Here is a 7,879-nt window from a genome sequence, read left to right as displayed (position 1 = left end):
TTGTCGTGGTTTCATCCCTACTTTGATCGGTACTTTGAGCTGTTGTCGTGGTTGCTTCCTTACTTGGATCGGTAATTGGCTCACTTGTCGTGGTTTCATCCCTACTTTGATCGGTACTTTGAGCTGTTGTCGTGGTTGCGTCCGTTGGATCCTTGTAATCATCTGGAAGAGATGCCCGGTATGGATCATCCGTTCTACCTGCTTCTTTCAAGGTAGCTGAAAGTTCAGCTTCATATTGTTTAAATTGTTTGAACAGACGTTCAGAACGCGCTATTGCTTCGGCAGTCACTTGATCCTCTGCCCCTTTTGCAGCTGCTTCATCAGCTTTCAAGGCAGCATATTTTGCATCACTCACTTTTTGTTCAATAATGAGCTGTTCTTCTAGTGCTTTCCAATGATTTTGGATAGATTTTCCAAAGAGATCTTGGTTATTGATGGCCATTTGGTCAATGTGCCAAACTGTCCAATACCATGAATTTGGATCATAAGTAGCTGTTTGAGGTTTAAAAGCTTCGTAAGTATCCTTTACATTTCCATAGAATGGAACATAAGGGGTATTCCGTGAAGGTCCCATACCTATCCATACAGTTCCACCAAATGATTTTGGAAGATTTGGATTGATTTGATAGACATGGGCATCGATTACATTTTCGTTTCCTAAAGCATATTTGTATTGGTCTTTACGAACAGTATCGTTGCTACCATCGTCACCTTGTTTCTTCACGCCAATTTGATCATCTGGTACAAAGCGTCCATTCAAGTGTTCAAAACGGTTCCGTTGCAAGGCAAAAGCATCTTCTAAAGTGTATTTTTTGTTTGGATCGGTTGGTGAACGGAAGAGCTCATACTCATCATCCTCATAGGTGACTTTAGAGTCTGGATCTAGCAAGGTAATACCTGCATAGGTCCGTGAGCGGTCTCCTTCAGCATATTTTTCTGGTCCATAAGATTTAGCAATATGGAAGTTTCCATCTTTATCGGTCTTGTAGTTGCCAGATTCCTTGGCTACTTTTTCTACATCTTTAGAGGCAATGACATTTTCAGTGTCATTCAAATCAACATGACCTAGGTAGTAGGTATTTGCAAAGACTGCGTATTTATCTTCTGGCACCTTCACCGCTACATATTGGTGACCAGATAGAATTTCCATATACCAAGTTTCATTTTGGTCTGCAAAAACGACCACGTTCCCTTCAGCTGAACCTTTTTCTTCAATGACTTTAGCCAGTAATTCAACCCCTTCGCGGGCAGTTTTAACACGTGGCAAGATGACATCCAGCATAGCAGCTTCTGGAAGTCCATCCGCTTTCAAAGGATCCGTTGTCAAGACCTTCTTATTTGGAATAGCTGTTACTGTCGCAGTCATGGATACACCGGCCTCATTAAAACCGTGTTCCCCGAAAGCACCATTACTACCGTCACCACGAGCAGAATCATAAGTAGCTGTGTATTTCATTTCGTTGGCAGCATGCGGGTAGGTAAATCCATTGGATTCATCCTCGATTTGATCTCCCTCATTATAGGTCTTGGCATCGACAACAACATAGTTTTTGTTGTGTTTTCCACCATTTGGATAATAAGGATAGTCCTCAGTCCGACCAAAAAGGGTGGTACCATCCTTGGTCAACTGGCGGCCAATGATAAATCCACAACAGGCCTGAACGGCTTGAATTGGTAGGAGTAAGAACGTCATCGCTACCAAAGCTAGTTTAAACAACCATTTCTTCATTGCAAATCTCCTTTTTGCTTATTTTATGTCCTCAAACGGTTTTTGGACACAAGAAGGTTTTATATACCACCAGTCTACTCCTTTTGAATCAACATTGCAAGCGCTTTCTTTTTACGTTTTTATTCATTTATTGGTAATATTTTTTGCTTTCTCTACCGTTTTTGAGAAATATATACAAAAAAACTGAGACTTCACTCAGTTTTCAGATAATTTACAAATGTGCTACAAATCAAAAAAAGGGATGAAAGATAAAAGGCCAAGCACAAAGAAGGATAGCCCCAACTGTATAAAGGATCAGGGCTCCCCAGCGCCAGCTTTTCTTCACGCTATCTCGCTCACCATAGATGGGAAAGACAAAAGCTAGAATCCCTCCTCCCACCAGGCCTCCTAGATGACCGGCTAGACTGATCCCCGGCATGAAACTAAAGAGGATATTGATCAAAATCAAGGCAGTGTAACGTTGGCCCAGATAGCGAATATAGGGACTTCGAGCGATGAAGCGTAAACTGACAATGGCAGCAAAGAGTCCAGCTAGGGCTGTAGAAGCACCTGCTGCGACGACTTCTGGAGAAAAGACCAAGACAAAAAGATTGCCCATCAAGCCAGATAAGAGGTAAAGGGCTAAGAAGGCCTTCGAGCCAAATAGATCTTCTGCGATTCTACCGATAAAATAAAGGGTAACCATGTTCAAAACAAAGTGCTGCAAGCCAACATGAACAAACATGGCAGCAAGCAAACGCCAGCTCTGGCTCGGATCCACCTGGATTTCATCTCCTAATACACCTCCAAAATCATAGACAGCTTGGACCGATTCATAATCAAAGCCACGAAGCAATAACATGGATAGAAAAACGCCGGTTGTTAACAGAAGCAAGCTACTGGTCACTGGGTATTTCTTATCAAATAGTTGATTCATCCACAAGAACCTCCTGTACTGGAATATCATGAGGGGCAGGTGCAAAGTCTACTTCCTGGCAGGCATAGATGGTGCTGACAGTCGCTCCGTCGAAATCTGCCAAATAGCGATCGTAATAGCCTCCTCCATAGCCCAGACGGTAGCCATCCTTTTGAAAGGCCACTCCAGGAACATGGATCAGGTCAATCTTCGACTGATCTACCGCTTGAGCCCCATCCTCTGGTTCCAAGAGGCCAAAGGCGGTTGGTTTCAATTTCTGCGGATCGTAGGTTGCAAATTCCATGCGCCCTTTGGGATAGGTCTTTGGGATGACGACCTGTTTGCCATCTTCTTGAGCTGCATCAATGAGAAAACTTGTATCCACCTCATGCGGGAAGGACAAATAGGTCGCAATCACGCTTGCTTCTTGGTAAGCTGACAAAGAGCGTAACCGCTGGATCAAGGCTTGATCAGCCTTTCGCTTGTTCTCCGGCTCCAAGCCTTTCATCTTCTTCAATACACTTTTTCGAATACTTGCTTTCATTTACATCTCTCTTTATTGGTTGGCTTTCATTTTTAAGAAAGGACTAATAGCCTTGACACCAAAGTGCAGGGCTTCTTCCTTAGGACTCATCTGAGGGTGATGAAGGGCATAAGGACTGTCCACTCCCAACCAGAACATGACTCCATCCACTTTTGACAAGAGATATCCAAAATCCTCTCCAGTCATGGCGGGTAGGATATCAATCAAGGTCACATCTTCTGCTTGATCAAAGAAGGTCATCAGTTCATCTGCCAAGTCCGGATTGTTTTCCACCGGCAAATAGCCCCCTTGCTTAAGTTCAAGATCTAGCTCCATATCAAAAACATCTGCAACCCCTCTCGCAATCGTCTCGAGTCGCTTCTGGGTCAAGAGGTTCATTTCCATGGTCAGAGTCCGAATGGTCCCATGCAGAAAGGCCGTCTCCGCAATGACATTATTGGTCGTTCCCGCATGCATGGAACCGAAGGTTACAACCGCTCCCTCGATAGGATCGACATTTCGGCTGACAATGGTTTGAACCTGGGTGACAAAATAGCTGGCAGCGACAAGGGCATCCTTGGCTTCATGGGGAAAGGCGGCGTGTCCACCTTTTCCTTTAAAGGTCAGCTTCACTTCACAGGTCCCTGCAAAGAGCGTCCCCCGACTGGTCGCGATTTCGCCTACCTTTAAGTCTGGACGGACATGGAGACCGTAGAATTGATCAGGCAACCAATCTCCAAAGACCCCATCCTCATACATGAGCATGCCTCCAGCTTCATTTTCCTCAGCAGGCTGAAAGAGGAACAAGAGATTGTTCTTCGGTTGTACTTGGACCAGTTGCTCCAGCAAGCCCAAGGCCAGCGTCATATGGACATCATGGCCACAGGCATGCATCCGACCTTCGTGGCGAGAGGTAAAATCAAGGCCAGTTTGCTCGATAATGGGCAGTCCATCGATATCCGTCCGCCAGCCAATGGTCTTTTCTGGATCGGATCCCTTCAAAAAGACTAGAATCCCTGTCCGCCAGGTCCGTTGCTCGACGAATTCTTTTCCCTCGGTGATTTCTGCGATGCGCTCCAAGAGATAGGCTTGTGTTTTAAATTCTTCTAGTCCAATTTCTGGGATTTGATGCAGGTCCCGCCGAATTTTTACTAAATCAAGTGTCATATCAGTCTTCCTCTTTTGAGAAGAAGCCGAGGTATCCCCCAGCTTCCTACTTCTATATTCTCTTAAAGGTTACGCAAGGCATCCTCAAGTGCTGTTTTTTGTTGCGTCTGTTCGTCAATGGTCTTGATCACGCGCGCAGGTATACCTGCTACCACTACATTTTCAGGCACATCTTGGGTAACAATCGCACCCGCCGCAACGACAGAGCCATTTCCAACTTGAACCCCTTCGATGACGACGGCATTGGCTCCCACCAATACGTTATCCCCGATTCGGACTGGTTCTGCAGAGGCTGGCTCAATGACACCGGCAAGGACTGCTCCTGCTCCGATATGGCTGTTTTTACCAACCGTTGCACGGCCACCAAGAATAGCTCCCATATCGATCATGGTTCCCGCACCAATTTCAGCCCCGATATTGATGACGGCTCCCATCATGATTACCGCATTGTCTTCAATGGTCACCTGATCTCGAATGATCGCACCCGGTTCAATCCGGGCATTCAAATAACGCTTATCTAGCAAAGGCACTGCCGAATTACGCCCATCTTGCTCTACGATATAGTCTTTGTTTTCTGTTAGGTTAGCAAGAAGGGGCTCAATCTCTTTCCAGTCTCCAAATAGGACATTGCCTAGTTTTACAACGGATGCTGGAAGAGATCCTGCCAATTCCCCTTCGAAGGTTACTTTTACATTGGTTTTCTTTTCTGCATTTCCGATAAAGGCGATAATCTCTTGTGCAGTCATTTTTTGTGCAGTCATGGCGATACCTCTTGTTCTATGTAGTCAGTCCTCTAGGAAGATAGGCTCCTTTTAAACTCTTTGATTTTACTATTATAGCATAATTTAATGGACACACTAAATCGCGACCTAGTCAAATGGTTACAGTTAGTTCCTGTCATTTTGGTTCCTATTGGACCACTATTTTTTTCAATCGGTATTGATCCGAATTTTCGTTAAAATACAAATAGACTCGTTTGCTATCTGTAGTTGAATAGACTAGAGCGATGGTATCCACTTCTCCAGGATTGAGAATAATAAAAATCATGGAATCTGGATTTCCCAATTGAGAAGCTGCTTCTCGGATCTCCATCCCTTCTTGCCCATCCTGAGGCATCAGAGCTTGAAATTCATCTGTGGTTTTGGTAGGTTCACCTAGCTTACTTTTATTGTTACCTACACTTAAACTAGTTATCTTTTCTGTATCATCAATCTTCTTAAAACTAATATAAACAAAACCAAATTGATCTGGCTGTTTATAGGTTAAATGTGTGCCTTGTTGTTCTGGGCTAAAATAGGAATAATTACCATTCCAAGCTTTCCCAAAGTGTTCAACCGTTTCCTCCGGCGTTACAAACTCTAATTTCTTATGATGGATCAAGTTCAGCAACTCGTCCAAACTAAAAGAGTGAACGCCATTGTTTTCATCCACATAGGGAGAATTTTCGGATGTCAGCTGCTTCGATTTCTTTTCTGACTCACTCTTCTCTTCCTTTGTTTGGCTAGAAGATTCTGATGGTTGGCTAGAGGAGGCAGATGATTGTTTAGAGGATGTTGAACTGAAAGAATGACGGTCCTGTTTTTTACTTACTGGGCTATCCTGCTCTGTCTTATTGAGAAAACTGCTTACATAACCAAGCGCTATAATGGAGAGACTAAAGACGATAACCATCCCCACAGCAACTGCAAAAAGAGAACCAAAACGGGGCAAGCCCGCTCCTCGAAAAGCATCCTCACGGACACTTCTCTTTACCCCTTTTTGATAGCTCCGAAGACTGGGACTTTCAAAAGCTTCTCCTTCAGGCCCACGATCCGAAAAGACCTCAGACACTTCCCGATTCCTACTTGGGAACCTAGTCCATTCTCTTTGAATCTGTCTACCTTTTTCCATTCCATTTTCCCTTCTTTTTACTTAACTTTGTTTCTTAGGATCTAGTTGACTCTTGCGCAACAAGGAATAGGAACCGTCTACATGTTCCAGCTCCAATAAATAAGTTTTTCCCTTCTCATCCTGATAGGATAATTGAAAACCTTCCTGTTCAGGCCCGATCTGGCGTCGGACGAAGGATTGTAGGCCCTGATAGTTGGCTAACAATGCCTTAAGATCTATCTTTTCCCCAGGCTCCAAACCTTGATAAACCTTTTCTGAAAAAGCTTTTTTCCCCTCCCGATTTAGATTGGCCAGACTCGCGTCAATCTCTTCTAGCAGATAGCTCCCATCTGCCCCCTTGCTAAAAAGCAAACGGATGGATGCTCCCTTGCCTCTGTCCTCCCAACGATAAAGGAGGGAGAGACTGGTTTGCTTGCTTGCTGTAGATTGAAAGAGGACTTTCTCTTGGGGGTGGCCCATCTCCTTCAGAAGGGTCTCCAGGCGACTTCCAGTCTGCTTCAGGCTACCGTTTTGGTTCTTTATCGATAGAGGAATGTGCTCGATCTGTTCCAAGGTCCATGACGAATCCTTTTTTTCATTCGTTTCTTTTAAGAGTCGCTCCCCTTGAAATTCTTTCGCTTTAAAAGTTGACAAGTTCCTTATTTCGCTTATCGCTGTAGAACTTTTCGGTGGATGACTAAGGACCTCTAACCCCATCCCTAGGAGGAGCGCTAGCAGCAGGAGACTAGGAATTGTTAACTTCTTGATGACTGTATCCATTTACTCCTCCTTATTCGACCTTGACTAGATGATAGCGAGCATCATTTTGGGCTTGCAAAGTGAGAAAGACGAGCCCCTCTTGTGCACGGTAGGTCAGGACTAAAGCCGTTTTGCCATCCTTATGATTCAAAAGCAATGATTGTGGCAAGCCTATCTTTTGTAAAATGTCTTCAAGCTTCATGCCGGTTTTCTCTTTCCCACTAGCAAGATTGGTAAAGGCTACCTTTTTCAGCTGTTTACTTTCCAGATGATCCTTAGAAGTTGGCTGATAGCCCTGAATAGCCGTTAGATAGTAGCCATCCTTCATATGGGTAAATTCAAATTGGTATCTATCTCGTCCATCTTGTGTCGTTCCATAGCTGAGACGAAGGAGCTGCGTTGTAGCTTTTGACTCGAGTCGAGCTTGCTTGGCTCCCCCTAATTTTTTAACCAGAGCCTCTGGTGTCGTCCCCTTGGTGCTTGGACCACCAGTCGCATCTCCTATTTTAAACTCCAGCAACTCCTCCAAATTCACCCCAACTTCTGGGTGATCTGATTTCGCCAGGAAGTCCTGCAGATAAGCTTCTTCCTGATGAAAGGTCACTTGCTGGTCTGTATTCAGCTGTTCTTGTGGCCTCCCAGAAGCAGCAAGCTCATAGCCTACTCCCAGCATTGCGAGGATTCCTAAAACAATCCCTCTTTTTTGGATGAAAACCAGGAGGGCCTTCAGATGTTTTCTTATTGTTTCCTTTACATTATCCATTCTGTGATCGAATCTGTATCCCTTTCCGTCCAACTGTTCACGCCTATTTCCTTTAGCAACATATCCTACTATACCATAAATAGCCAGTCCTAGCTAGAATAGAGAAGAGAGTGGGACATAAATCGGTAATTCGTTAGAATTCGATTTCGTCGTCCCACCTCCGCACAGTTGAGT

At 44.5% G+C, this 7,879-nt stretch carries 8 protein-coding genes; all 8 read right to left on the bottom strand.

Annotation, left to right across the window (positions count from 1 at the left end; genetic code table 11):
• A partial coding sequence (locus tag RCH62_RS08075) for a C69 family dipeptidase (protein WP_306474987.1) occupies positions 1-1,729 on the bottom strand: 1,729 nt, incomplete at its 3' end.
• A 229-nt stretch (positions 1,730-1,958) separates the two neighbouring features.
• Positions 1,959-2,645 carry a rhomboid family intramembrane serine protease gene (locus RCH62_RS08070; protein ID WP_061564451.1) on the bottom strand — a complete coding sequence of 229 codons (687 nt, stop codon included), beginning with the start codon at positions 2,643-2,645 and terminating at the stop codon, positions 1,959-1,961.
• Complete coding sequence (locus RCH62_RS08065; RefSeq protein ID WP_061564452.1) at positions 2,629-3,168, bottom strand: 5-formyltetrahydrofolate cyclo-ligase; 540 nt, start codon at positions 3,166-3,168, stop codon at positions 2,629-2,631. The genes RCH62_RS08070 and RCH62_RS08065 overlap by 17 nt, the downstream gene beginning before the upstream one ends.
• Positions 3,169-3,180: 12 nt before the next feature.
• On the bottom strand, positions 3,181-4,314 hold the full coding sequence (locus tag RCH62_RS08060; protein ID WP_306474986.1) for an N-acetyldiaminopimelate deacetylase: 1,134 nt from the start codon (positions 4,312-4,314) through the stop codon (positions 3,181-3,183).
• A 62-nt stretch (positions 4,315-4,376) separates the two neighbouring features.
• Complete coding sequence (gene dapD, locus RCH62_RS08055) at positions 4,377-5,075, bottom strand: 2,3,4,5-tetrahydropyridine-2,6-dicarboxylate N-acetyltransferase (protein WP_306474985.1); 699 nt, start codon at positions 5,073-5,075, stop codon at positions 4,377-4,379.
• A gap of 148 nt (positions 5,076-5,223) precedes the next feature.
• Positions 5,224-6,204 (bottom strand): hypothetical protein, encoded by a 981-nt coding sequence (locus RCH62_RS08050; RefSeq protein WP_125335035.1) that lies wholly within the window; start codon positions 6,202-6,204, stop codon positions 5,224-5,226.
• A gap of 21 nt (positions 6,205-6,225) precedes the next feature.
• Entirely contained in the window at positions 6,226-6,963 is a 738-nt protein-coding gene (locus RCH62_RS08045; RefSeq protein WP_306474984.1) for a hypothetical protein, read from the bottom strand.
• A gap of 10 nt (positions 6,964-6,973) precedes the next feature.
• Entirely contained in the window at positions 6,974-7,615 is a 642-nt protein-coding gene (locus RCH62_RS08040; RefSeq protein ID WP_236128231.1) for a hypothetical protein, read from the bottom strand.
• Positions 7,616-7,879: the final 264 nt, after the last annotated feature.

It is taken from the genome of Streptococcus sp., from assembly GCF_030825805.1.
GTDB lineage: Bacteria > Bacillota > Bacilli > Lactobacillales > Streptococcaceae > Streptococcus.
The sequence above is the reverse complement of the archived record's forward strand: the minus strand, read 5'-3'. Positions and strand labels throughout refer to the sequence as shown.

Bases quoted from the DNA above. Each gene is read 5' to 3' on its own strand.
- RCH62_RS08060 (WP_306474986.1), bottom strand. From the start codon at position 4,314: ATGACACTTGATTTAGTAAAAATTCGGCGGGACCTGCATCAAATCCCA.
- RCH62_RS08070 (WP_061564451.1), bottom strand. From the start codon at position 2,645: ATGAATCAACTATTTGATAAGAAATACCCAGTGACCAGTAGCTTGCTT.
- RCH62_RS08045 (WP_306474984.1), bottom strand. From the start codon at position 6,963: ATGGATACAGTCATCAAGAAGTTAACAATTCCTAGTCTCCTGCTGCTA.
- dapD (WP_306474985.1), bottom strand. From the start codon at position 5,075: ATGACTGCACAAAAAATGACTGCACAAGAGATTATCGCCTTTATCGGA.
- RCH62_RS08050 (WP_125335035.1), bottom strand. From the start codon at position 6,204: ATGGAAAAAGGTAGACAGATTCAAAGAGAATGGACTAGGTTCCCAAGT.
- RCH62_RS08065 (WP_061564452.1), bottom strand. From the start codon at position 3,168: ATGAAAGCAAGTATTCGAAAAAGTGTATTGAAGAAGATGAAAGGCTTG.
- RCH62_RS08040 (WP_236128231.1), bottom strand. From the start codon at position 7,615: ATGCTGGGAGTAGGCTATGAGCTTGCTGCTTCTGGGAGGCCACAAGAA.